General features: G+C 63.6%; 24 protein-coding genes and 1 pseudogene. 4 read left to right on the top strand and 21 right to left on the bottom strand.

All coding sequences use genetic code 11. The annotated features are described in order from the left end of the window. Positions 1 to 49 precede the first annotated feature (49 nt). The 3 genes from ACO1XS_RS12625 to ACO1XS_RS12615 all read right to left on the bottom strand — a co-directional run bounded on the left by ACO1XS_RS12625 (position 50) and on the right by ACO1XS_RS12615 (position 3,217). Entirely contained in the window at positions 50 to 1,309 is a 1,260-nt protein-coding gene (locus ACO1XS_RS12625) for a DUF3443 domain-containing protein (protein WP_331570897.1), read from the bottom strand. 24 nt (positions 1,310 to 1,333) lie between these two features. Then, entirely contained in the window at positions 1,334 to 1,843 is a 510-nt protein-coding gene (locus tag ACO1XS_RS12620; protein WP_331570899.1) for a DUF2844 domain-containing protein, read from the bottom strand. Between the two features lie 276 nt (positions 1,844 to 2,119). Continuing rightward, entirely contained in the window at positions 2,120 to 3,217 is a 1,098-nt protein-coding gene (locus ACO1XS_RS12615; protein WP_331570958.1) for a DUF3443 family protein, read from the bottom strand. On the opposite strand from ACO1XS_RS12615, the gene ACO1XS_RS12610 reads away from it, so the two are divergent. Further along, the gene (locus tag ACO1XS_RS12610) at positions 3,120 to 3,545 is read left to right on the top strand and encodes a hypothetical protein (protein ID WP_331570966.1); all 426 of its coding nucleotides are present in this window, start codon (positions 3,120 to 3,122) and stop codon (positions 3,543 to 3,545) included. The genes ACO1XS_RS12615 and ACO1XS_RS12610 overlap by 98 nt on opposite strands. On the opposite strand, the gene ACO1XS_RS12605 is transcribed toward ACO1XS_RS12610, so the two are convergent. The 14 genes and pseudogenes from ACO1XS_RS12605 to flhD all read right to left on the bottom strand — a co-directional run bounded on the left by ACO1XS_RS12605 (position 3,494) and on the right by flhD (position 15,961). Continuing rightward, positions 3,494 to 3,985 (bottom strand): DUF2844 domain-containing protein, encoded by a 492-nt coding sequence (locus ACO1XS_RS12605; RefSeq protein ID WP_331570901.1) that lies wholly within the window; start codon positions 3,983 to 3,985, stop codon positions 3,494 to 3,496. The genes ACO1XS_RS12610 and ACO1XS_RS12605 overlap by 52 nt on opposite strands. 199 nt (positions 3,986 to 4,184) lie before the next feature. After that, the gene (gene cheZ / locus ACO1XS_RS12600) at positions 4,185 to 4,883 is read right to left on the bottom strand and encodes a protein phosphatase CheZ (protein ID WP_331570960.1); all 699 of its coding nucleotides are present in this window, start codon (positions 4,881 to 4,883) and stop codon (positions 4,185 to 4,187) included. Between the two features lie 22 nt (positions 4,884 to 4,905). Next, positions 4,906 to 5,298: a chemotaxis response regulator CheY gene (gene cheY, locus ACO1XS_RS12595; protein WP_173255935.1), complete on the bottom strand. Its 393-nt coding sequence runs from the start codon at positions 5,296 to 5,298 to the stop codon at positions 4,906 to 4,908. 51 nt (positions 5,299 to 5,349) lie between these two features. Next, positions 5,350 to 6,435, bottom strand: a complete 1,086-nt coding sequence (locus ACO1XS_RS12590) for a protein-glutamate methylesterase/protein-glutamine glutaminase (protein WP_331570903.1) — start codon at positions 6,433 to 6,435, stop codon at positions 5,350 to 5,352. Next, entirely contained in the window at positions 6,432 to 7,184 is a 753-nt protein-coding gene (gene cheD, locus ACO1XS_RS12585; protein ID WP_325325686.1) for a chemoreceptor glutamine deamidase CheD, read from the bottom strand. The genes ACO1XS_RS12590 and cheD overlap by 4 nt, the downstream gene beginning before the upstream one ends. Then, positions 7,181 to 8,146, bottom strand: coding sequence for a CheR family methyltransferase (locus ACO1XS_RS12580; protein ID WP_331570962.1), 966 nt, complete (start codon positions 8,144 to 8,146; stop codon positions 7,181 to 7,183). The genes cheD and ACO1XS_RS12580 overlap by 4 nt, the downstream gene beginning before the upstream one ends. A gap of 48 nt (positions 8,147 to 8,194) precedes the next feature. Beyond that, positions 8,195 to 10,129 carry a methyl-accepting chemotaxis protein gene (locus ACO1XS_RS12575; RefSeq protein ID WP_331570905.1) on the bottom strand — a complete coding sequence of 645 codons (1,935 nt, stop codon included), beginning with the start codon at positions 10,127 to 10,129 and terminating at the stop codon, positions 8,195 to 8,197. 83 nt (positions 10,130 to 10,212) lie between these two features. Beyond that, positions 10,213 to 10,746 carry a chemotaxis protein CheW gene (locus tag ACO1XS_RS12570; RefSeq protein WP_331570907.1) on the bottom strand — a complete coding sequence of 178 codons (534 nt, stop codon included), beginning with the start codon at positions 10,744 to 10,746 and terminating at the stop codon, positions 10,213 to 10,215. Between the two features lie 23 nt (positions 10,747 to 10,769). Then, positions 10,770 to 12,965: a chemotaxis protein CheA gene (gene cheA / locus ACO1XS_RS12565; protein ID WP_331570909.1), complete on the bottom strand. Its 2,196-nt coding sequence runs from the start codon at positions 12,963 to 12,965 to the stop codon at positions 10,770 to 10,772. Between the two features lie 80 nt (positions 12,966 to 13,045). Then, the gene (locus tag ACO1XS_RS12560; RefSeq protein WP_331570911.1) at positions 13,046 to 13,411 is read right to left on the bottom strand and encodes a response regulator; all 366 of its coding nucleotides are present in this window, start codon (positions 13,409 to 13,411) and stop codon (positions 13,046 to 13,048) included. A 63-nt stretch (positions 13,412 to 13,474) separates the two neighbouring features. Then, positions 13,475 to 14,473 carry a flagellar motor protein MotB gene (gene motB, locus ACO1XS_RS12555; protein WP_331570913.1) on the bottom strand — a complete coding sequence of 333 codons (999 nt, stop codon included), beginning with the start codon at positions 14,471 to 14,473 and terminating at the stop codon, positions 13,475 to 13,477. 31 nt (positions 14,474 to 14,504) lie between these two features. Further along, positions 14,505 to 15,365: a flagellar motor stator protein MotA gene (gene motA, locus ACO1XS_RS12550; protein ID WP_173256020.1), complete on the bottom strand. Its 861-nt coding sequence runs from the start codon at positions 15,363 to 15,365 to the stop codon at positions 14,505 to 14,507. A 198-nt stretch (positions 15,366 to 15,563) separates the two neighbouring features. Then, a pseudogene (locus tag ACO1XS_RS12545) lies at positions 15,564 to 15,635 on the bottom strand (flagellar transcriptional regulator FlhC); the annotation flags it as partial. A gap of 5 nt (positions 15,636 to 15,640) precedes the next feature. Further along, positions 15,641 to 15,961, bottom strand: coding sequence for a flagellar transcriptional regulator FlhD (flhD, locus tag ACO1XS_RS12540; protein WP_331570964.1), 321 nt, complete (start codon positions 15,959 to 15,961; stop codon positions 15,641 to 15,643). Between the two features lie 546 nt (positions 15,962 to 16,507). Here flhD and ACO1XS_RS12535 point away from each other — a divergent pair. Next, positions 16,508 to 17,575: a glycosyltransferase family 4 protein gene (locus ACO1XS_RS12535; RefSeq protein ID WP_331570914.1), complete on the top strand. Its 1,068-nt coding sequence runs from the start codon at positions 16,508 to 16,510 to the stop codon at positions 17,573 to 17,575. A gap of 274 nt (positions 17,576 to 17,849) precedes the next feature. On the opposite strand, the gene ACO1XS_RS12530 is transcribed toward ACO1XS_RS12535, so the two are convergent. From ACO1XS_RS12530 to ACO1XS_RS12520, 3 genes are all read right to left on the bottom strand, one after another. Continuing rightward, positions 17,850 to 18,149 carry an H-NS histone family protein gene (locus ACO1XS_RS12530; protein ID WP_331570916.1) on the bottom strand — a complete coding sequence of 100 codons (300 nt, stop codon included), beginning with the start codon at positions 18,147 to 18,149 and terminating at the stop codon, positions 17,850 to 17,852. Between the two features lie 166 nt (positions 18,150 to 18,315). Further along, entirely contained in the window at positions 18,316 to 19,137 is an 822-nt protein-coding gene (locus tag ACO1XS_RS12525) for a Cof-type HAD-IIB family hydrolase (RefSeq protein WP_331570918.1), read from the bottom strand. A gap of 40 nt (positions 19,138 to 19,177) precedes the next feature. Continuing rightward, positions 19,178 to 20,074 (bottom strand): glucosamine kinase nucleotide-binding domain-containing protein, encoded by an 897-nt coding sequence (locus ACO1XS_RS12520; RefSeq protein ID WP_331570920.1) that lies wholly within the window; start codon positions 20,072 to 20,074, stop codon positions 19,178 to 19,180. Positions 20,075 to 20,264: 190 nt separating this feature from the next. Between ACO1XS_RS12520 and ACO1XS_RS12515 the strand changes: the two genes are divergently transcribed. Both ACO1XS_RS12515 and ACO1XS_RS12510 read left to right on the top strand, forming a co-directional pair. Beyond that, entirely contained in the window at positions 20,265 to 20,867 is a 603-nt protein-coding gene (locus ACO1XS_RS12515) for a DNA-3-methyladenine glycosylase I (RefSeq protein WP_331570922.1), read from the top strand. Between the two features lie 115 nt (positions 20,868 to 20,982). Then, entirely contained in the window at positions 20,983 to 21,411 is a 429-nt protein-coding gene (locus tag ACO1XS_RS12510) for a hypothetical protein (protein ID WP_331570923.1), read from the top strand. Between the two features lie 191 nt (positions 21,412 to 21,602). On the opposite strand, the gene rpsU is transcribed toward ACO1XS_RS12510, so the two are convergent. Next, complete coding sequence (gene rpsU, locus ACO1XS_RS12505; protein WP_173256018.1) at positions 21,603 to 21,815, bottom strand: 30S ribosomal protein S21; 213 nt, start codon at positions 21,813 to 21,815, stop codon at positions 21,603 to 21,605. Between the last annotated feature and the right edge of the window lie 240 nt (positions 21,816 to 22,055).

Raw genomic sequence — 22,055 nt, 5'->3', positions numbered from 1 at the left:
AGATACGTCGCGTCGTCCTATGCCGGCCAACGCGACGTTCAGTCATCCGCTAGAACGCCACGTAAGGCGTCTGCGTGCCCGCACCGCTTGCAGTCTGGTCATAGCCGAAAAAGACCGTGCGGCCGTAGAAGAACGGCATGCCGAAGTCGACCACGTTGGTGAAGCCCAGATCGCCACCCAGATTGTCGAATGCGAACCAACCGTTGTTCGTCGAGTTGGTGAAGATCGTATTCGCATTGGCGATCGCCATCGTCACGGACGTCGATGCCGTCGAGCCCGACGCGTTTGAGATAGGGACAGTGCGTGTCGTCGACGTCGCCGGGCAATAGAACGTTGAATTGGGGCTCGCGCATTTCGCGAGCGTCGAGTCGTTGAAGAAGAAGCCGTTCGACCCTGAATCGAAGAACGCAAAGCCCGCCGCGCCATTGACCGTGGCATTGACGTCGCCGGCCCCATCGGTGCCATAGGTGGTTGCGCCGGTGAGCGCATTGTTCGACTGCGTATTGATACCAAACGTTATCGTGCCGGTTGCCGTCGCCTGGCCGCCCGAACTGACGGGTGCCATCGTCAGCACGACACCGTTGTTGTCGCTCGCGAATTTGACGACCGGTGTAGTCACCTGCTGTGCGAGCGGCATTGTCGTCGCCGTACAATTCGCGCCGTTCGGGCACACATAATAAGGCGGCGTGCTCGGCGTGGACGATACGCACGCCGCGCCGCAGTCATACGGTGCCACACCGATGCCGAGAATTCCGTTCGCGCCAAGCGCCGACACGTCGTTTTCTGCGACCCCGGCGCTGGAACAGGCCGTCGGCACGGTCGACGCCCCCATGTCTCCTACAATTGCGATCGGCAGACTGCCAGCCGTCTTGCTGCCAATCGTCACATCGGCTTTGCGCACCGATCCCCATGTAAAGCCGTCGGCAAAGACCGTGCATTCGGCAATCTGATTGCCGCTGGCATCCGTCTCGATCGGCAGGCTGCCGAGCACCGTAGCCGCTGCCGTATTCACGATGCGCAAACCGTACGACATCGTATCGACCTGGATATTGTCGATCGTCTGGCAGGTCGCCGTGCCCGGTGCGCAGATCGTTACGCTGACTGTCGGGATGTTGACCGCCCCGCTCGTCCCCCGTGCCACCGTGATCGCCACCTGATTCGCCGCCACCGGGGTGGTGCCGCCGCCGCTACCGCCCGAACCGCTGTTACTGCTTGACCCGCCCCCTCCGCCGCAGCCCGCAACGACCAACGCCATCAACGCGGCTGTCAACGCGCCCAGTGCGCGCACGAGTTTGCCATTTGTTTGCAAGATCGTTCTCCTCGTGGCTGTCGGTTATCGAATATCGTCGGCGCTCACGCCCGACGGCAAAGCCGCAGGCAGATAGGCCTGTCCGAAGAACGCGCCCATATGGCCGAGCGAATGGACGACGAGCCCGGACTGCTCGACGGCAACCGGCCCCCGCCCCTTGCGCTGCGAGCGCTGTGCTTCGACTGCACTCTTGTATTGCGGGAAGTACGTGCCAAGCAGCGCGGACAAATCCGGCATGAACGGTCCGCGCCAAGTGATGCCGAACACGTTGCCGTCGGTCCCGACATACTCGCGAACGACGGTGCCGGACGAGGACGTCGTCTCCTTCACGGTGTAGTTCGCCGACGCGGGCACGCTCGAGGCGTTCGTCGATGAGGCGGCTCTCGCCACCGGCGAAACGGTTTTTGCGACCGCGCCGGATGGCGTCGCCATGGGGGCGCCCCCGAGCGCAGCACGGGCCGGTGGGGCAACCCCCAGCGTGGTGGCGACAGCGAGCGCTGCCGGCACGAGGGCTCGAATCAATCGGATCGACATGGGATGATTCCTCTTTTCGAAGTATTGTTACGCGCCCCTCGGCGCATCCTGCACGTCAAATGCCTGAACGACTGCCAGTCTTCAGAACAACGCCTTTCAAAAATCTAACGCACACCAGGACGACTGGCTACTGTCATCTTGCAATGTGCAATATTCGCGCCAGACCCGATTTTGGGAAAATGCCCCGAATAGGCCGACCGGAAAGCGCCGAAGGGCGGCACCGCTTGCGCGGGCCGCCCTTCGGGAGACAACAGGATTCAGGTCAGATGCGCCCGATCAGAACGCGATGAAAGCCGGTGACGAAACACCGATGCTGCCGTCGGCGGCCGGGTCGTAATTGACGTAGACGGTACGGCCGTAGAAGAACGGCATACCGAAATCGAAAGCCCCCCCCGACAGGGCGCCACCGATGTTGTCGTAGGCATAACCACCGTCGTTGAACAAGTCCTGCGCGTTGCCAATGCTCAGCGCGACGGACGTCGTCGTACCGTTGAAGCCGGTCACGGAAGGCGTACGCGACACTGTCGAGGCAGGGCAATAGAAACCGAAACTCGGTAAGCACCGAGTCAGCGAATCGGCGTAGAACAAGCCGTTCGATCCGGTATCGAAAAACGCAGCGCTCGTGGTCGTACCGCTCAACGATGCGCTTTGCATGTTGCCGTAATGGTCTGTCGTCATCTGCTTGATACCCGAACCCGGCAGCACATTGTTCGCCTGCGTGCCGATGCCGAAGGTCAGGAAACCCGAAGCACTCGTCGACCCCGCTGCCGTTACAGCCGGCATGTTGAGGATCACGCCGTTGTTGTCGGTGGCAAAGAGCCGCACAGGATTGGTCACCTGCTGCGCCTCCGGAACCGCCAGGTCTGTGCAAGTCGTCGTGCTGCCGCTCGTCGTGCATCCATAGTAGACGTTGTTCGCGGTCGTGCTCGCGCAGGCGGAGCCGCAGTCGAATGTTGCAGTCCCTATGCCGAGTATGCCGTGCGAGGCAATTGCGGAAGACGTATCGTTGAGCGTGCCGCTCGCACACCTGTTGCTCGCGCCGCCAGCCGCCGACTGCGGCAGATCGCCGAGTACGTGGATGGGCACGCTCGAAGCGGTTTCACCACCGATCGTCAGGTCCGCCGTACGCACCGTTCCCCACGTGTTGCCGTCGGCGAAGCCCGCGCAGTTGGCCACGGTTTGGCCGCTTACCGTCTCGGCCGTCAGCGCACTCTGCATCGTGCTGTTCAGCGCATCCTTCGTGAGCCGCAAGCCCCACGATCCGGTATCGATTTGAATGTTGTCGATCGTCTGGCAGGTGCTCGTACTCGGAACGCAAACCTTCACGCTGACCATCGGGATGTTTGCGGCACGGCTTACCGCGTTCGACGCCACGACGACAGCGACCTGGTTGCTCGCAAGCGTCGAGGGCGTGGTCGACACCGGAGCGCCGGCGGCCAACGTGGTCGTGCTGGAACTGCCCGTGCTGCTCGTGCTGCCGGTGCTGCTCGTGCTACTCGTGCTACCGGTCGTGCTCGTCGTCGTGCCGCTCGATCCGCCGCCACCGCCGCAACCCGCGACGAGCGCAACGGCTGCTGCCAAACCGAACGCGCCGAGCGCTCGGGCCAATTTGCTCTGGTTACGCAACATGGTTCTCCTCGCTCTCGTTCGTTATTGGATGTCGGCGGCGCTTACGCCGGCCGGCAGCGACTGCGGCAGATAAGCCTGCCCGGAGAAGCCGCCCATATGGCCACCCGAATGCACGACGAGGTCAGGCAAGTCCACGGCAATCGGACCGCGGCCCGGATGCGCCGCGCGCAACGCGACACGTGCACTATCGAACTGGGAGAAGTAGGTACCAAGAAGAACCGGCAGATTCGGCATGATCGGCCCATTCCAGGCGATGCCGAACACCGTTCCGGCCGTCGAGACGTACTCGCGCACGATCGTGCCGGCGGCGAACGTCGTCTGTGTCACCGTGTATGGCGCGGTGACGACCGCGCCCGATGCAGCATGGATCACAGGAGCCAGCGAACTCGAGACAGCCCCCGCCGGCGGCGGCGTGGGCGTGCCGCCGAGCGCGGCCAAAGCGGGCGCGGCCACGCCCAATACCCCGCACGTCAGCGCCGCGCAAACCGCGGCGCGCATGGTTGGATTCAACATCGGAAAAACCCTCTTTTGGTTGATTTCTTATTGCGCACTTCGGCGCTTGATGCCGGCATCACCTTTTGAACAACCATCGGCGCACAAACGGTCGCGCCGAGCGCGCGGGGGGTGAGCCAGCGCTACCCCGCTACACATGCCGAGGGCGGCGCCGCACAACGCGGGGCCGCACCTCGTAACCTGAAACAAAGGAGTTGCGTCAGAAACCCAGACTGGCGAGCAGATCGTCGACGTCGGATTGATCCTGGACGACGTCGGTCTTTCCCTCCGGATTGATCTGCGGGCCGTTGAGCAGATGCTCGGGGCTGCCCGTGGAGCCGGGCTCGGCAGCCAGCGCCGCCGCGGTTTGCGCGAACTGCTCGCGCCGCTCGGGCGCGATGTTCTCGACCAGCACGCCCAGCAGTTGCTGCTCGATCAGATAGACGACATCCATGATCTTCTTGATCACCTGACCCGTCAGATCCTGGAAATCCTGCGCCATCATGATCTCGAGCAATTGCGCGTTGGTCGCGCTCGTCGAGTCCGGCACACGCGAGAGGAACGTACGCGTATCGGTCATCAGCGCGCGCACCTCGTCACGCTCGATTGGAGCTGCGAACCACTGCGCCCAGCGTGCATCGAGCGTCGCCGCATCGGCCTGCAGCTGTTCCTGCATCGGCTTCGCGATATCGATCGCCGTCAGCACCCGCTCGGCCGCCTGCTCCGTCATCGCCGCGACATACTTGAGCCGGTCGCGCGCGTCGGGCACCGCCTCGGCCGCGTGCTCGACGTGCTTGTCGAGACCGAGCTCGCGCATCGAATCGCGCAACGTGCGCGTGAGTTGTCCGATCCTCGCGAGGATGCGGTCCGCGTTGATTTCGGTGCCGGCTTCGGCACCTGCGCTCGCGGCAGCGCCCATATCGGTCGACTGGTCCACTCGATCACCCCGTCTTTTGCATCTTCTCGAGGATCTTCGTGAGCTTTTCGTCGAGCGTTGCAGCGGTAAACGGCTTCACCACGTAGCCGCTCGCGCCGGCTTGCGCCGCCGCGATGATGTTTTCCTTTTTCGACTCCGCCGTCACCATCAGCACCGGCAGGTGCGAAAGCGCGGGATCCTTGCGGATTTCCTGGAGCATGGCCAGGCCGTCGAGGTTCGGCATGTTCCAGTCGGAAATCACGAAGTCGTAGCCGCCGCCGCGCAGACGCGAGAGCCCGGCGGCACCGTCTTCGGCTTCATCGACATTCGCATAGCCGAGTTCTTTCAACAGGTTGCGGACGATCCGGCGCATCGTCGGAAAGTCGTCCACCACCAGAATTTTCATGCTTTTATCCATCTCGATCCCTTTATCCCAATTTCGCGGCGAAGACGCTGCTCTCGGCCCCGGCTACACGCGCCCCACACGATCGCCCAGGCGCGTCATCACGCGTCGGCTCATCTCCGACAACGGCGCGACTTCGTCGGCCCCACCCAGCGCAATCGCCTCGCGCGGCATCCCGAAAACGATACAGCTCGCCTCGTCCTGCGCGAGAGTGTATGCGCCCGCATTTCTCATGTCTAACAAACCCGCCGCACCGTCACGCCCCATGCCGGTCAAGATCACGCCCACGGCGTTCTTGCCCGCGTGCTGGGCCGCCGAGCGGAACAGCACATCGACCGATGGCCGATGCCGATTGACGGGTGGATCGTCCGACAGGTGGGCGATGTAGTTGGCCCCGCTGCGCGCCAGCAACAAATGTGCGTGCCCGGGCGCGATATAGGCATGGCCCGGAAGCACACGCTCCCCGTGCTCAGCCTCTTTAACGGTAATTCGGCACAAACCATTTAGGCGTTGCGCGAACGATTTTGTAAAACCGGGCGGCATATGCTGCGCGATCATCACGGCCGGCGAGTCGGGCGGCAGCGGCACGAGCAGCTCGCGAATGGCCTCGGTGCCGCCCGTGGAGGCGCCGACGATGATCAGTTTCTCGCTACTGATGAGCGGGTTGTTGAGCATCGGCGCATGGCTCGCCGCGGGCGCTGCGGCGGCGGCATGCGCGGGCTGCGCCTGCGTGGCACGCACACGGGCGCGCGACGCCGCGCGGATTTTGTCGGCGAGTTTCTCCGCATATTCGAGCATGCCGTCGCGAATGCCGACCTTCGGCTTCGTGACGAAATCCACGGCCCCGAGTTCGAGCGCGCGCAGCGTGATCTCCGAGCCGCGCTCCGTCAGCGACGAGACCATGACGACCGGCATCGGCCGCAGCCGCATCAGCTTTTCGAGGAAATCGAGCCCGTCCATGCGAGGCATTTCCACATCGAGCGTCAGCACATCCGGATTGTGCTGCTTGATGAGCTCGCGCGCGACGAGCGGATCCGGCGCCGTTGCACAGACCGACATGTCGGGCTGGCTGTTGATGATCTCGGTCATCAGACTGCGGATCAGCGCCGAATCGTCGACACACAATACTTTGATTTTCTGCACAGCGATCATGCCTCCTTCACGGTCTTGGCGCTGTCGTTCATGCTGATGCCGGCACCGAAAACCTCCGTGCGCGGGGCAGGCCGCGCACCGAACAACTCGATGCGAGGCTTGGCTGCGCCCGCCGCGGCGGGCGATGTGAACAGTTCGGCGTGTTCCTTCGTTCGCGCGCGCGCATGACGCGCCGCGCGCGCTTCCGCGACCTGCCTGGCCAGCGCCTGCTCGCGCTCGGCGACATTCGGCTCTTGCTGCAGGCGCAATTTCTTGACCATCGCCTGGCCCGTGGCCGGCATGAACGCGACCTTGCGCGGATGCTGACCCTGCAGGTCCTCGGCGACGATCCGGATGTTCTCTAGCGCCAGATAGCGGCGCACGAACTCGGCGTTGCGGTCCCCGATGTTGATCGTCGTCATCCCGGCCAGCACCGCCGCGCCGCCGAACACCTTGGCCTCGAAGCGCTCGCGCCGTCCGCCCATCTTGATCAGTTCGTTGATGAGAACTTCCATCGCGAACGCGCCGTAGCGCATGGAGTCGGACGCCGCGGCGGCCGGATTGTCGCCATCGTCGGGCAACATGAAGTGGTTCATGCCGCCGATGCCGAGCGTGCGGTCGTGAATGCAGGCCGCCACGCACGAGCCGAGCACGGTGACGAGCACCATGTCTTCGCCGGTCGTATAGAACTCGTTCGGCAACAGCTTCACACCGCGCCGCTCGAAGTGGTTGTCGAAATACAGATTGGTCGCGATGGGCAGTCCGCTCATGCTTCAGCCTCCTCGCCTGTGCGCGCGGTGGTGCGAGCAGGCGCGCGGGGACGCGTGCCGGGCGCCACATCGCGCGTGAGCTCATAGACCGTCTGGCCGCGCAGCCGGAACGACTGCGTCACGTAGGTGAAGTTCTCCGAGTGCCCCGCGAACAGCAATCCGCCCGGCTTCGTGAGCGGATCGAAACGCGAAAGCACCTGCGATTGCGTCGGCTTGTCGAAATAGATCATCACGTTGCGGCAAAAGATCGCGTCGAACTGCGTACGCAAGCCGTAGTCCGCATCCGTGAGATTGAGCTGCTGAAAGCGGATCATCGCGCGCAGCTCCGGGCGCACCTTGACGAGCCCCGCGTGCGGCCCGGTACCCTTCAGAAAAAAACGCTTCAGGCGCTCCTGCGAGAGCGCCTTGACCTGCTCGAGCGAATAGATGCCGGCCTCGCCTTTTGCGAGGACTTGCGTATCGAGATCGGTGGCGAGAATCGTCGCCTGGCGCGCGGCCGCATCGCCGAGCGCCTCGACGAGCGTCATGGCGATCGAGTACGGCTCCTCGCCCGTCGAGGCGGCAGAACACCAGATCGACACCGGTTGCTGGCGGCGCTTCACGAACTCGGCCAGGATCGGGAAGTGATGCGATTCACGAAAAAATGCCGTCAGATTCGTCGTCAACGCATTCGTGAACGCCTCCCACTCGGCCGGATCGTTTTCCGATTCGAGCAACTCGAGATATTGACGAAAGGTCTCGAGGTTGCGGGCTCGCAAGCGCCGCGCGAGCCGGCTGTACGCCATGTCGCGCTTGTGATCGGACAACGAAATGCCCGCGCGCCGGTGGATCAGCTCGCGAATGCGTGCGAAATCCGCCGACGTGAATTCGAAATCGCGATCGGCGAACGCGGTACGCTCGGCCGGACCTGTGCCGGCTGGCTCGGCCCGCTCGGGCCGTTGGGGTGCGCGCGCTGTCATGATGTTGCTCGGTTACCTGCACTACCCGTCGCGCGTTGCCGCGCGGCGGTGTTAGAACGTTTCCCAGTCGTCGTCCGACTTGCCCGACGCAGCCGTCACGGCCGGCGCCGGCTTGGCGGGCGGCGCAGGCTTGATGGCCGGCGCCGCGCTTGCCTTTTGTGCAACGCTTGCCTTCGGTGCAACGCTTGCCTTCGGCGCCGTGGTAACGGCCGGTGCGGCGGCGCGCTTCTCGCCCGTCGCGGCGATCCGGCTCGGCGCGGCAGCTTCATGTGCCACCGGCGCGGCGGCGCGAACGGCCTTCGGAGCCGACGCGGCGGGGGCCTTGGCGACCGGTTTGGCGCTCGATCGATCCATCGAGCGGGCCGCCGGCGCGCTGGCCCGTTTGCTCGCCGCAACGGCGGCCGGCTTCGCCGCGGCAGCCGACACATGAGAGCCCTGAACCTGCCAACGCCCAACCACCGTCTTCAGTTGCCGCGTCTGCTCTTCGAGCGATGCGGCCGCGGCCGCAGCCTCTTCGACGAGCGCCGCGTTTTGCTGCGTCACGTCGTCCATTTGAGCCAGCGCGCGATTGACGCCTTCGATACCGGTCGATTGCTCTTCCGACGCGGCACTGATTTCACCCATGATGTCGGTCACGCGCCGCACGGCCTGCACGATCTCGTCCATCGTCGTGCCGGCACGTCCCACGAGCGCGGAGCCGCTAGCCACCTTGTCGGCCGAATCGCCGATCAACGCCTTGATTTCCTTGGCTGCCGCCGCGCTGCGCTGCGCAAGGCTGCGCACTTCGCCCGCCACCACGGCGAAGCCGCGTCCCTGCTCGCCGGCACGGGCCGCTTCCACGGCCGCGTTCAGCGCGAGGATGTTGGTCTGGAATGCGATGCCTTCGATGACGCCGATGATGTCGACAACCTTGTTCGAGCTCGTCGCGATGTCCTGCATCGTCGTCACGACCTCGCTCACGACTTCGCCGCCGCGCATCGCGATATCCGACGCATTGACCGCGAGCTGGCTGGCCTGGCGCGCGTTCTCGGTGTTCTGGCGAACGGTGCCCGTCAACTGCTCCATGCTGGACGCCGTCTGCTGCAGCGACGACGCCTGCTCTTCGGTGCGCTGCGACAGATCGGTGTTGCCCATCGCAATTTCGCGCGCACCGACATCGATCGATTCCGTGCCGCCGTGAATCGCCTTGACCATCGTCACCATGCTGCCCTGCATCTGCCGCACGCCGTCGAAGAGCCGGCCGATTTCGTTTTTCCCTTTCGCCTCGATCGTGCGCGTGAGGTCGCCGTCGGCAATGCGGCCGAAGTGCGAAATCGCATCGTCGAGCGGCTGAACGATCAAACCACGCAGCACGAAGCGGATCGCCACCATCAGCACGACGGAGAGCACGAGCGCCCCGACGATCAGCACGTTCATCATCGAAATATTCGACGCCGACTGCACGCGCTGCTCTTCGGCGCGATCCCGCAACGCCTTCAGCATGTGATCGGCCGCATCGCCGAACGCGACGAACATCGGGCTGATCTTCGTATCGGCGAGCGCGTGGTAGCCGGCCATGTCGCCCGCACGAACGGCCGCGAATTCGGGCTCGACGCCGTCATGCAACAGCGTCGCGTAGCGTGCGGTGATCTCGGTGACGAGTGCGGCATCGACGCCTTGCTTCGGCTCGCTCTGGAAGGTCTGCCAGGCTTCGTTCGCCTTGTTGAGCAGCACTTGCGAACGATCGAGTACCTTCTTCGCCTCGTCGAGATTGTTCGACTCGGTCAGCGCGCGATAGCGGTCGAGCGAAATGCGCGTGCGCAGCAGGTACGAGCCCGCGTCGTCGAGCGCGTGAATCGCCGGCAAATCGTCGCCCGCGAGCGTATCCACGACCCGGCCGGCGCTCGATAGCGCCGTGAGCCCCAGCGCACCGACCGCGAGTGTCAGCGCGACGAACACGGCCCCCATGGCCGTGAGCGTGGTGCGAATCGACCAGTTCTGCAGCATCTTTCAAATCTCCGTTCTGGACCGCGTGCGGCACGGCGCGCCGGCATCGCGCGCCTGCGTCCGCCCCGCACCGCTCGTCCGAATTACTGCCCCGAGAAAGACTCGATCAGCGCCATTTCCTTGCTGACCATCAACTTCTCGATGTCCATCAAGATCAGCATCCGGCCATCGACGGTGCCGAGGCCCGTCAGATACTCGGCCGTCAGCGTCGCGCCGAACTCGGGCGCGGGCATGATCTGATCGGGGGTGAGCGTCAACACGTCTGACACGCCGTCCACCACCATGCCGACGACGCGATGCGCGACGTTCAGAATGATCACGACGGTCTGGTGGTCGTACTCCACGCGGCCGAGGTGAAACTTGATGCGCATGTCGACGATCGGCACGATGATGCCGCGCAGATTGACCACGCCCTTGATGAACTCGGGCGCATTCGCGATGCGCGTCACGCTGTCGTAGCCGCGGATTTCCTGCACCTTGAGGATGTCGATGCCGTACTCTTCCGCGCCGAGCGTGAAGACCAGGAACTCCTGGCCGGCCGCATCGGCTTGCTGCGCATCGCGGCGCCCACCTGCGACGAGCGCGGTGTTCGAATGAGTGGTTTGGACTTCTGCCACGTTAGCCCCCAAACGGTTGGGTATTACGAAAAGTTCAGAGCACCGTGCAGGGCACGGGACTCACGGTTCAGTGCTGCCACGTCGACGATCAGTGCGACGCTGCCGTCGCCGAGAATCGTCGCCGCCGAGATCCCGCGCACTTTGCGGTAATTGGTCTCGAGATTCTTCACGACCACCTGCTGCTGCCCGACGAGCTCGTCGATCAACATCGCAAAGCGGCGGCCTTCCGTTTGCATGATCGTGACGATGCCCTGCGTCGGTTCGGTGCGCGCACCTTCCACCGAGAACACTTCGTGCAGCGCGACGAGCGGCAAATATTCGCCGCGCACGCGCACGACACGTTCGCCGTTCGCGACGGTGTAGATGTCCTCGGCTCTCGGTTGCAGCGACTCCATGACGAAGTTCAGCGGCAGGATGAAGATTTCGCTGCCGACCTTCACGGACATCCCGTCGAGAATCGCCAGCGTCAGCGGCAGGACGATGCGCGTGGTCGTGCCCTTGCCCGCGTGCGAGGTGATCTCGACATGGCCGCCCATCGCCTGAATGTTGCGTTTGACGACGTCCATGCCGACGCCGCGGCCCGATACGTCGGTCACCTGCTCCGCCGTCGAGAAGCCCGGCATGAAGATCAGGTTCCAGACCTCTTCGTCGGTCATCGATTCGCTGACCTGCATGCCCTGCTTCATCGCTTTGGCGAGAATCTTGTCGCGGCGCAGCCCCGCGCCGTCGTCGCTCACCTCGATGACGATGTTGCCGCCGTGGTGCGCCGCCGAGAGAATCAGTTGGCCCGTGCCGTCCTTGCCCGCCGCGCGTCGCGCTTCGACGGTTTCGATGCCGTGATCGAGGCTGTTGCGCACGAGGTGCGTCAGCGGATCGATGATGCGTTCGATGAGGCTCTTGTCGAGCTCGGTGGCTTGCCCGAACGTGACGAGCTCGACTTCCTTGCCCAGCTTCGCCGCCAGGTCGCGCACGAGACGCGGGAAGCGCGAGAACACGTAGTCCATCGGCATCATGCGGATCGACATCACGGCCTCTTGCAGATCGCGCGCGTTGCGCTCGAGCTGCGCCATGCCGTTGAAGAGCCGGTCGTGCAACGCCGGATCGAACGTACTCGTCGTCTCCGCCAGCATCGCCTGCGTGATGACCAGCTCGCCGACGAGGTTGATCAGCTGATCGACCTTCTCCACGCCGACGCGGATGGAGCTGCCCTCGCCCGCCGCGGCCGCGGCGGCCGGACGCGCTTTCTTTTCTTCCGCGGCATTCGATGCGGCGGCGGCCGATGCCGCGGCGGCCGGTTCCGGCACATTCGCGGCCGGAGCCGGCGATTCGTTCTTCGGTTCCGCTGTCGGCTCGCTCGCGGGCTGCGTCTGTGCGGCGGGCGCAGACACCGCGGGCGCGCTCGCCCGCGGAACCTGCACTGCGACGTCCGCCGGCGCGGGAGTACTGGCTTGCGTACCCTCGTCCGGCGCCGTCCCACGCGCGATCGTGATCTGGCTTTCGTCGATGACGAAGCAGCACACGGCCGTGATGTCGTCGGACGGGACATCCGTTTGAAGATAGACAACGAGATCGTTGTCCGTCTTCACCCGCCCGACGATGTTACCCAGGTTACCCAACTCTTCGGTCAGCAGCCCCTGGTCCTTCTCCCCCACCCCCCGTAGCGTAATTTTCAGGTGAGGTCCTGCATCCGTTGCGGCGTCCGGCGTACCGGCCGCGCCGCCATGCGTCGCTTCGACGGCTTGCGAGACGACATGCTCGGGCGCACCGCCCGCATTCGCGTTCACGTCGGCGCTCGCCTCGACGACCGGGGCTGCCGCCGGTGCCGCCTCATCGCCGCCTTTCAAGCGCTCGAGCTTCGCGCAGATCGTTGCCGCTGCCGCCGCGTCGGGCTCCTCGCTGGCGCGGTAGGCCGCAAGCTGATCGGCGAGCACGTCCTTCGTCTCGAGGAACGTATCGATCATGTCCTTGCGCAACGTCAATTCGTTGTTGCGCGCGCGATCGAGCAGCGATTCGAGAATGTGCGTCGTTTCGGTGAGCGCCGTGAACCCGAACGTCGCCGCGCCGCCTTTGATCGAATGGGCCGCGCGGAAGATGGCCGCCAGGTCCTCGGGATCCGGCGTGCCGACGTCGAGGTTCAACAGCAACTGCTCCATCTGTGCGAGCAGCTCATCGGCCTCGTCGAAGAACGTCTGATAAAACTGTGTGATGTCGAGTGTCATGCTGAGTCACCGCAAAGAATCTGTGCCTGCTTATCCGCGAGCTACGCCTGTATCCGTTCGTGCCCTATCCGCCGCTCGCGTCACGCGTGCAGCGCCGCGATCAGCTCGGTCAACGTGTCGAGATCGAGCGGCTTGGCAATCCAGCCCGTCGCCCCCGCCGCGCGCGCCGCATCCTTGAACGCATCGCCATCCTCCGTCGTCAACACGAAGATCGGCGTCGCCTCGTAGCTTCGTTCCTGACGCAGCGCCGCGATGACATCGAGACCGCTGCGCTTGGGCATGTACTGGTCCGTCAAGACGAGATCGAACGGCTGCGCGAGCGCGCTCGCGAGGCCTTCGTCGCCATCGGATGCGACCGTGACTCGATAGCCCGCCGCTCGCAGCGTCGCGGCGAGAATCTCGCGCATCGCGGCCGAATCGTCGATCGCCAGAATGTCCTTGATCATGAATGCCTCATTGCCCTTCGTCACCGCGCCGAACCGCATCGGCGAATCGTGCGCCTGCCGCTTTCATTGCTTGCTGCCCGAGCCGGCCGCCGGCGCAATGGCCGGCCCCGGCGCAATTTTGTCCGCGAGCGGGTTCGCGCCCGCGGCGTCGTTCGACAACGTCGTCGACGTCGAATCGTCGCGCGTCATCGCCTCCTCCGATTTCCGGTTGAGCACGATGATGCTGATGCGGCGATTCTCCGGATTCAATGGATCCGCCTTGTCGAGGTTTTGCGTCGAAGCAAGGCCGAGCACGCGCAACACCTTGCCCTCGTCCATGCCGCCCGCGATCAGCTCGCGGCGCGATGCGTTCGCGCGGTCCGCCGACAACTCCCAATTGCTATAGCCCGTGCCGTTGCCGGCGTACGGCACGGCGTCGGTATGTCCCTGCACGACGATCCGATTCGGCACGTCGTTCAGCGTTTTGCCGATCGCGCGCAGGATGTCGCGCATGTACGGCTCGACGTCATCGCTCGCCGTCGCGAACATCGGCCGCTTTTGGGTATCGACGATCTCGATGCGCAAGCCCTGCAGCGTCGAATCGATACGGATCTGCTGGCGGAACTGACGCAGCACCGGATTCGCCTCGATGGCCGCCATCAGCTTGACCTGCAGGTCGTGCAAGCGGGCCTGCTCGCGTCGCTCGAGCGCGCCGGACAGCGCATCGAGCGCGTCCTCCGCGGCCCTGGACGTATGCGCCCCCTTCTGGCTCGCGCCGTCGGTCTGCCGCGTGACGCCGGCCATATCCGTCGAAATGTCGCGTCCGCCGCCCTTGAGGATGCTCGAAGCGTCGGCACTGCGATCGCCGCCGAACAGCGCCGCCTTCAGCGGCTGGCTGAAATACTCGGCAATGCCCTTCAACTGGACGGGCGTCACAGCGCTCAGGAGCCACATCAGCAGGAAGAAAGCCATCATCGCGGTCATGAAGTCCGCATAGGCGAGCTTCCACGCGCCGCCGTGGTGCCCCTTCTTTGCGGGCGCCACGCGCTTGACGACGATTGCCTTGTCCTTAGGCTTGCTCATTGCGCATTCATCCTCGCTTCATCCGGCCCGTTCACTTCGCCTTCACGCGGCGCACGTGTTCCTCGAGCTCCGTGAACGACGGACGCTCGGTCGAGAACAACACCTTGCGGCCGAATTCGACGGCAATCGCCGGCGCGTAGCCGTTCAGGCTCGCGAGAATCGTGACCTTGATGCACTGGAACATCTTGGTGGACTCGGCCACGCGCTGTTCGGCGAGGCTGGAAAGCGGACCGATCAATCCGTACGAAAGCAAAATGCCGAGGAACGTACCCACGAGGGCCTTCGCGATCATCGCGCCGAGCACCGCGGGCGGCTGGTCGGCCGAGGCCATCGTATGAACGACGCCCATCACGGCCGCGACGATGCCGAAAGCCGGCATCGCATCGCCCACACGCATGAGCGCGTGCGCGGGACCCTCGCCTTCGGCGTGGTGCGTCTCGATCTCCTCGTCCATGAGACTTTCGATCTCGAACGCGTTCATGTTGCCGCCGACCATGAGCCGCAGATAGTCCGTCAGGAACTCGACGATGTGCTTGTCGGCGAGAATCCTCGGGTATTGGGTAAAGATCGGGCTTTTTTCGGGATCGTCGATGTCGGCCTCGAGCGTCAGCGTCCCTTCCTTACGCGCCTTTGCAAGCAAAACGTAAAGCAGGGCCATCAGCTCCATGTAGACCTCTTTCGTATACTTCGAGCCTTTGAAGAGCGTCGGCAAAAGCCGGAAAGTCGCCTTGATCGTCTTCAATCCGTTGCCCAGGATGAACGCGCCCAAGCCCGCGCCGGCGATCATCAGGATCTCGACAGGCTGCACGAGCGCGCCCAGATGGCCGCCCGCCAACGCGTAGCCGCCGAAAACGGACAGCACGGTCACGAGTGTTCCAACGAAAATCAGCACTGCCGGGTCCTCATAGTGGTCAGCGGACAGACCGCCGTTAGTCAGGTTTACGGCAGGCAAACCGAAACTTTGAGGACGAGAGCAAACGGTTACGTGCCGTGCAAACCCGGAGAGGGAGGGTTGCCGCCCCGTTTGCGCCGGTGGCAGGGCGCGAACAGGCGTTTCAGCGGCGTTTCAGGGGCGCTTCGGGGGCGAGGGCGCGCCCAGTTCGATCAGCTCGATGGCCAGCGTGATTTCCTTCACTTCGAGCACGACGCTCTTGATCGCCATAACGGCTAGCCGATCGTCTCGGCCGGCTGGCCCGCCATCAGGATCGCCGCATGGGTATGGCCGAGCTCCCCCGCGCGGCCCTTGTCCGCCAGCGACGAGAGCAGTGCGTGGTCGTCGAAGCGAAAGCGGCAGAGCAGTTGGTTCGACGCCGCGAGCTTGATGGTCTGAGCAAATGAAAGGTTCGCGAGCACATCGGCAAGCTGGCCCGTGATGCCCATGCGGAACATCCCCATCGCCCGGTCCTCGCGAAGCAGACGTTGGGCAAGCAACAGATACGACAGGTTGATCTCCTTGATCTCGCTGAGCATTTCGCTGGTGGCGCTCATCATTTCCCCCGAGTCGTTCAAATGGTCTTTCGTGCGGAAACGTTTGCCCGGCGATGCACAATCCGCCCGGCGTAAACAGGTCGTTCTGGTCTTTGGCCGAATTGTGTCGAAATGTAAAAGCAGTGGAAATCGGAAGAAGCCCGGCTAGTGCCGTCGGAAATGTCTATTAAGCGTGTCGGAATTCTTCCTACAGAGCGCATCGACTGCGTTCTTGCGGCTTGGTGCGAAGGTCGGGGGAGGGATGCGTGGTCGAAAACCGCGGCGGAAATGGGCGGATGTCTTTAGGCCGATGGCGCAGGGATTATAGGAAGAATAGCTATCGAGCCGCAACAAATGCCGGTAGCAGAAACGGAATGCGCTGACTTTACCGAATATTTACCGAATCCGCATTTTGACGGAGCCTCTTGCTGTTTCGGGCTGTAACAAGGCTTAAAGGTTTGAAAATACGCTAATAAGGGGCGCGGCGTCTCCCGATAATGGCTACCAAGGCACTCATGCGGCGCGGCAACACTGTCGCGCCGACTTTTTGACGAAGGAGGTTGACGCATGCGTATCGCCCAAATCGCCCCGCTTTACGAGGCCGTCCCGCCGAAGTTCTATGGTGGTACCGAGCGCGTCGTGTCGTATCTGACGGAAGCCCTCGTCGAACTCGGCCATGATGTGACGTTGTTCGCAAGCGGGGACTCGGTCACGTCCGCCACGCTCGAAGCGGCTTGGCCACGGGCGCTGCGGCTCGACCCGTCGATCCGCGATCCGTTCGCGCCGCATGTGTTGCTGCTCGAGCAGGTGCGCCGCGTGGCGACCGATTTCGACGTGCTGCACTTTCACCTCGACTATCTGCCGTTCTCGCTCTTCGCGGACGCCGAAACGCCGTCGGTCACGACGTTGCACGGGCGACTCGATCTGCCCGAGCTGCAACCGGTCTTCAATACGTTCACCGATTCACCCGTCATTTCGATCTCGGAGTCGCAGCGCATTCCGCTGCCGCAGGCGCGGTGGCTCGGCAACGTCTATCACGGCCTGCCCGAAAAGCTGTTGACGCCTCAGCCCCATTGCGAACCGGAGTATCTGGCGTTCCTCGGGCGGATCTGCCCTGAAAAGCGCGTCGATACAGCTATCCGGATCGCGGCCATGAGCGGCCTGCCGCTGAAGATCGCTGCAAAAGTCGACAAGGCCGACCAGGACTATTTCAAGAGCGAGATCGAACCGCTGCTAAGCCACGCGAATGTGGAATTCATCGGCGAGATCGATGAAACGCGCAAGCCCGAGTTCCTGTCGCGCGCGAAGGCGCTGCTGTTCCCGATCGATTGGTGCGAGCCGTTCGGCCTCGTGATGATCGAAGCGATGGCGTGCGGCACGCCCGTGATCGCATTCAATCGCGGCTCGGTGCCCGAAGTCATCGACCATGCAGTCACGGGTTATATCGTCGAAGACGTTCAAGGCGCAGTCGCGGCGCTGCAGCGGCTCGACGAACTGTCGCGCGAGGAAATCCGTGCTCAATTCGAAAGACGGTTCACCGCTCAGGCCATGGCGCGCGAATATGTCGAGCGCTATACCGCATTGATCGAGCAGCGCGCGCGTCGTCCAATACTGCGCAGCGTGGTGGCAGGATAAACGGCGGACGATGGTAAGGCAGGCGTCGGGCGAATGCGCGCAGCTTCACAGCGAATTCGAATGCCCCGGGGCCTGCCATCGATGCGCTCTTGTAAGAACCTGTAATGGAAGTTCTGAACGACCATTGCGGCAACCCGGTGGGACTTCGACGCACCGGGTATTTTTATCGTCTGCAGCAGCGCATTCAACGCATGTCGCCGGAATCGGACGCACACCGCATAAACGCCGAGTGGCGTTGTATCGCGTCCGCCATAACGGCAGCGTTTCGAATCGTTTATTGATCGAGAACGAAGCGGTCGCGATTTTTGCCGGCGATCCATTTCGGCGGTTTGCCACGCCCGCTCCAGGTGGCGCCGGACTTCGGGTCGCGGTACTTCGGCGGCAAGGGAGTCTTCTTCGGCGGACGGCCGCGGCGCGCACCTTGCGGGAAGCCGAGGTCGGTCGCCGATAACCCGAACTCCGCAATCTTTTGCCGAATGTCCGCGATTACAGTGGCGAGTTCAGCACGCCTCGCCTCGTCCGCCTGTGCCTGCAGCTTCGCAATCTGCGCCTTCAGTTCCGCGTATTGGGACATCGTGGTCTCCCTTAAAAATTCATTTGTTCCGAGGTTAGACGGAAGTCACTGAGCTGGCAATGCTCCATTCACCTGGGTATACCAGGTAATCGTATGATAATTCTTAAATCCGGTTACACCGTCGGTAAAGCCACATTGGCGGTCAAATAGTCGCGCATAGCGCACGTCAAACAGTCAATTCCCCACCAATCGGAAAAAGTTTGCACAAATGGCGTGCGACGCCCGCTTCGAAGTTGTTGCCGATACGCGGGACGTGAGGAAGGCGGGCCATGAGAGCGGGGTTTGCATTATTCATCATGAACGGGTAACCGGCCGTCTCCAGCAAATCGATGTCATTCATGTTGTCGCCGAATGCGACGCACGCTGACGCCTGTGCGCCGAGACGCTCGAGCGCATGCAGCAGCCCGCGGCCTTTCGAAACGGAAGGCGCCATGACTTCGAGGCAATCCGGCAGGGAATACGTCACATATAGCGATGCACCGAATTCACGCTCGAGGTTGGCCGCCACTTCCGCGAGATCGCTGGGCTCGCCAATGTAGAGCACTTTGGCGATTTCGCTGCCGTCATGTTCGCGGACATCGATGATTTCATATCGGAAGCCGGAATCCTGATGTAAAGCGAGCAAATGCGGGGCATCGCGGTCGATGAGCCATGCCTCGTCGGCGAACAGATTGACGATGACGCGGCCGTGCTTACCCACGATATCGGGCAGCACGAGCCTGCGCACGATATCGCCGGGGAGATTCCGGGCATGAATGACAGTATCGTCCGGTGCATGCACGCGTGCACCGTTCGACGTCACTAGAAAAGGTTTGATGCCGAGCACTTCGCGAATGCCCGCAACGTCGCAATAATGCCGGCCCGTGGCAATCACGAAATGCACGCCGCTTTCGGACAACCGACGCACCGTGGCGATCGTAAACGGATCGAGCTGATGCTCGCTATTGAGCAATGTGCCGTCGAGATCGGTGGCGATGACTTGGTACATGATGGGATGAGAGCGGCAGACAGAGCCAACGGCCGTCATTCTAGCGCTGCTCGGCCTGCCGTGCGGCGCGCTGCGCAAGCTGTACGGCGCCATGCGCGGAATCGGCGGCCGGCGGCGCGAGTCTCGCGCGGTGCGCTGCCGGTACATAGTCGGCCAGCGAAGCGCCGAGGCCGCCGCAGAGCGCGACGGGCAAACGCCCGACGGCATCGAGTGCGTCGATGAGCTGCGCGATGTCCGCGCCGGCCTGCCGCAGCAATCTCGCGGCAATGGGATGCGATCGATGCGCGAGGACCGTGGGCGCGAGCGCCGCATAAGCGGGTTGAGTGGCCCCGCAACACCAGATGACGAGGCTCGCCCGGTCGGTTGCTCCCGTCCGAGCGAGCAATTCCTCCGAAAACGCATCGGGCACGACGCGGCCGTCGAGCGCCTGCTGGGCATGGGCGATCGCGCGCAGGCCGAGCCAGGCACCGCTCGCTTCATCGCCCGACGGAAAACCGTAGCCTCCCGCAGTCCGGCAATGGCCGTTCTCGTCGAGAGCAGCCGCGATACTGCCCGTGCCCAGCGCCACGATGACGCCCGGCGAGCCGCCGTGCGCGCCCAGCAGTGTCGTGTACGCATCGCTTTGCACCGCCAGCGCCGCCAACCCGGGCGCCTTCGCCACGAACGCGGCGAGCCATTCGGGGTTATTGGCCCCGGCGAGCCCGCACCCGAGCGCGCACTCGCGCCAGTCGAGCGTAAGCGCGACACTAGCGAAGGCTTGCGCCACGGCAGCCTCGATGGCCTGCCAGGCCGGCTCGATACCCAGCCCGAGACCCGACGCCGCGCCCGCGCCCTGCGCGAGCTCGACGCCCTGCGCATCGGCCACCACGACACGCGTGCCGGTACCGCCGCCATCGATGCCGACGCAATACCGCACTGTTTTCGATCGATCCGTCATATTTGCCTTTTGCTCAGTCGCGCGTAACGATTCGTTCGAGAGAGTATCCGCAACCGGGCGCCACGCCAATTGGCCGGATGGCCGAGTGTTCAACGCTCGGAGAGCCGTTCACGATTGTCGTCGTTCCGCTATGCTTCGTACGCGAACGAAAGCGTGTGCGTCGCGCGTCATCTTCGAGGGCAAGAAATCAATGGATCAGCGCTGCAACTGGGTCAAAACGCCGGCAGACGAGCACTATCACGACACCGAATGGGGCGTGCCGTCGCGCGACGATCGCCATCTCTTCGAAATGCTCGTGCTGGAGGGCGCGCAAGCCGGACTCTCGTGGTCGACGATTCTCAACAAGCGTGACGGATATCGTCGCGCGTTTGCCGATTTCGATGCCGAAGCCGTCGCGCGCTTCACGCCGCAAAAGATCGAAGCGTTGCTGACGGACACAAGCATTGTGCGCAATCGCGCCAAGATCGAAGCCGCCGTGGTCAATGCGCAAGCCGTGCTGAAGATCCGCGAAGAGCACGGCTCGCTCGCGAACTTCGTCTGGTCGTTCGTGAACGGGGAGCCCGTACAGAACGACTGGGCCACCTACAAAGAACATGCGCCGGCCTCGACTCCCGCGTCCGATGCGCTGAGCCGCGCCTTGAAGGGCTACGGATGCAAATTCGTCGGCTCGACCATCTGCTACGCGTTCATGCAGGCGGTTGGCATGGTCAACGATCATCAATCGAATTGCGCGTGGCGCGAGCGATGTGCGGCGCTCGCCAAGCCCAAGCGAGCGAAGGCACGGCGGGCATGACGCGGTTCGCACGCCAGCAGGGACTACCCCGAATTGGCTCCAGTTCGCGTCGATGCGGCCGTTATCCGTATTGAACAGACCCACGCACCGCCTGAACGAAGCGGGCCCTCGAACGATGAAAAACCTGCATTTCCTGACGCACCAGGACCTTTTCGATCGCGCTGTCGATCATCTTTTCGATCAAGGCCATGCCGCATTGTTACCGCGTGGCGGCGGCGCTTACCGCGGCTATCGCGGCGGCTGCCCAGTCGGCAGTCTGATCGCGCCGCGCGATTACCTGACGGCGATGGAGGGGGTGCCGGTGCGGTATATCGGCTTTCCGCCGAACCGGGTGCCGGCCTATATGGATGCCGGCGTTGCCGCACTCAAGCGCGCGCTGCTGCGCTCACGCGTCAACGTCTTCGATCCCGGCACCGTCGATCTGCTGAGCTGCCTACAAAACGTTCACGATGCGTTCGGCACATGGGAATGGCGCGAACGGCTCGGATCGATTGCCCGCCAATTCCGGTTATCGACCGCGCGGCTCGAAAAATACGCCGCTTGAGGAAGGCGGCGCGGCGCCCACGGCAACGCCGCGAAGGCGGCTCCTGAACACCAAACGCAAACGGCGGCGTGCTTCGAAAGCACCGCCGCCGTTCGGCGCGACCTGTCCGGCCGTGCCCTACGCGTCAAGCTCCTGCCCACTCCAACTCGCCGCACGCCCTGGCGGCAGCGAGGCCCGATCTAATCCGGTACTCAGTGGAGCTTCTTCGGCAACATCTGGCTGCGCAGGCGCTTGTGCAAGCGCTTCACTGCGGCAGCCTTCTTGCGCTTGCGAACCGCCGTCGGCTTTTCGTAGCACTGACGCTCGCGCAGCTCGGCAATCAGGCCATTCTTTTCGATCGCGCGACGAAAGCGTCGGATCGCTACTTCGAACGGCTCGTTTTCCTTCAGAACAATGGTGGTCATGTCACTTCCAAGGTTACGGTCAAATGCGTGGCGGCAGGGGCTCACGCGCGGCTCGCCCCTCATTGGAGGCCAGCGGCGATGTTATTTGGACCGGCGATGATAACAGGTAAACGTCCAGCTGCCTAGTTTTTGCGACGGCCGCGCTCGCTGTTTCACTCCGTCGGGCGCACGCAACCGGCGCTGAGCACGCCCGAAAACCTCGGCACGGAGTCGCAAAACCACGCCTTCGCCGGCTGCCTG

Source organism: Trinickia sp. (assembly GCF_057351765.1).
This window is presented reverse-complemented; position numbering and strand designations above follow the sequence as displayed.

What these genes read in the sequence shown, in the direction of transcription:
- ACO1XS_RS12610 (WP_331570966.1), top strand. Translation starts at nt 3,120, where the DNA reads ATGTTGTCGATCGTCTGGCAGGTGCTCGTACTCGGAACGCAAACCTTC.
- ACO1XS_RS12520 (WP_331570920.1), bottom strand. Translation starts at nt 20,074, where the DNA reads ATGACGGATCGATCGAAAACAGTGCGGTATTGCGTCGGCATCGATGGC.
- ACO1XS_RS12605 (WP_331570901.1), bottom strand. Translation starts at nt 3,985, where the DNA reads ATGTTGAATCCAACCATGCGCGCCGCGGTTTGCGCGGCGCTGACGTGC.
- flhD (WP_331570964.1), bottom strand. Translation starts at nt 15,961, where the DNA reads ATGAGCGCCACCAGCGAAATGCTCAGCGAGATCAAGGAGATCAACCTG.
- rpsU (WP_173256018.1), bottom strand. Translation starts at nt 21,815, where the DNA reads ATGACCACCATTGTTCTGAAGGAAAACGAGCCGTTCGAAGTAGCGATC.
- ACO1XS_RS12510 (WP_331570923.1), top strand. Translation starts at nt 20,983, where the DNA reads ATGAAAAACCTGCATTTCCTGACGCACCAGGACCTTTTCGATCGCGCT.
- cheD (WP_325325686.1), bottom strand. Translation starts at nt 7,184, where the DNA reads ATGAGCGGACTGCCCATCGCGACCAATCTGTATTTCGACAACCACTTC.
- motB (WP_331570913.1), bottom strand. Translation starts at nt 14,473, where the DNA reads ATGAGCAAGCCTAAGGACAAGGCAATCGTCGTCAAGCGCGTGGCGCCC.
- cheZ (WP_331570960.1), bottom strand. Translation starts at nt 4,883, where the DNA reads ATGGGCGCTGCCGCGAGCGCAGGTGCCGAAGCCGGCACCGAAATCAAC.
- ACO1XS_RS12575 (WP_331570905.1), bottom strand. Translation starts at nt 10,129, where the DNA reads ATGCTGCAGAACTGGTCGATTCGCACCACGCTCACGGCCATGGGGGCC.
- ACO1XS_RS12590 (WP_331570903.1), bottom strand. Translation starts at nt 6,435, where the DNA reads ATGATCGCTGTGCAGAAAATCAAAGTATTGTGTGTCGACGATTCGGCG.
- ACO1XS_RS12560 (WP_331570911.1), bottom strand. Translation starts at nt 13,411, where the DNA reads ATGATCAAGGACATTCTGGCGATCGACGATTCGGCCGCGATGCGCGAG.
- ACO1XS_RS12525 (WP_331570918.1), bottom strand. Translation starts at nt 19,137, where the DNA reads ATGTACCAAGTCATCGCCACCGATCTCGACGGCACATTGCTCAATAGC.
- cheA (WP_331570909.1), bottom strand. Translation starts at nt 12,965, where the DNA reads ATGACACTCGACATCACACAGTTTTATCAGACGTTCTTCGACGAGGCC.
- ACO1XS_RS12535 (WP_331570914.1), top strand. Translation starts at nt 16,508, where the DNA reads ATGCGTATCGCCCAAATCGCCCCGCTTTACGAGGCCGTCCCGCCGAAG.
- ACO1XS_RS12515 (WP_331570922.1), top strand. Translation starts at nt 20,265, where the DNA reads ATGGATCAGCGCTGCAACTGGGTCAAAACGCCGGCAGACGAGCACTAT.
- cheY (WP_173255935.1), bottom strand. Translation starts at nt 5,298, where the DNA reads ATGGATAAAAGCATGAAAATTCTGGTGGTGGACGACTTTCCGACGATG.
- ACO1XS_RS12620 (WP_331570899.1), bottom strand. Translation starts at nt 1,843, where the DNA reads ATGTCGATCCGATTGATTCGAGCCCTCGTGCCGGCAGCGCTCGCTGTC.
- ACO1XS_RS12530 (WP_331570916.1), bottom strand. Translation starts at nt 18,149, where the DNA reads ATGTCCCAATACGCGGAACTGAAGGCGCAGATTGCGAAGCTGCAGGCA.